Origin of the sequence: Streptomyces silaceus (genome assembly GCF_001419745.1) — a bacterium.
Taxonomy (GTDB): Bacteria; Actinomycetota; Actinomycetes; order Streptomycetales; family Streptomycetaceae; genus Streptomyces; species Streptomyces silaceus.
On record NZ_LIRJ01000643.1, the window covers coordinates 776 to 1,066 of the forward strand.

Here is a 291-nt window from a genome sequence, read left to right on the forward strand (position 1 = left end):
CGGGTTCCCGACCGTCGACGGCGGCATCGAGGCGGTCAAGGCCGCCTTCGAGGGCGGCGCCGACGTGGTCGAGGTCGGCCTGCCGCACTCCGACCCGGTGCTCGACGGCCCGGTCATCCAGACCGCCGACGACATCGCGCTGCGCGGCGGCCTCAAGATCCGTGACGTGATGCGCACGGTCCGCGAGGCCCACGAGGCGACCGGCAAGCCGGTGCTCGTCATGACGTACTGGAACCCCATCGACCGCTACGGCGTGGAGCGCTTCACCGCCGAGCTGGCCGAGGCGGGCGG

1 protein-coding gene is annotated in these 291 nt (G+C 73.2%); it reads left to right on the forward strand.

Annotated features, from left to right (window positions below; genetic code table 11):
• A partial coding sequence (locus tag AOK22_RS38145) for a tryptophan synthase subunit alpha (RefSeq protein ID WP_208606510.1) occupies positions 1–291 on the forward strand: 291 nt, incomplete at both ends.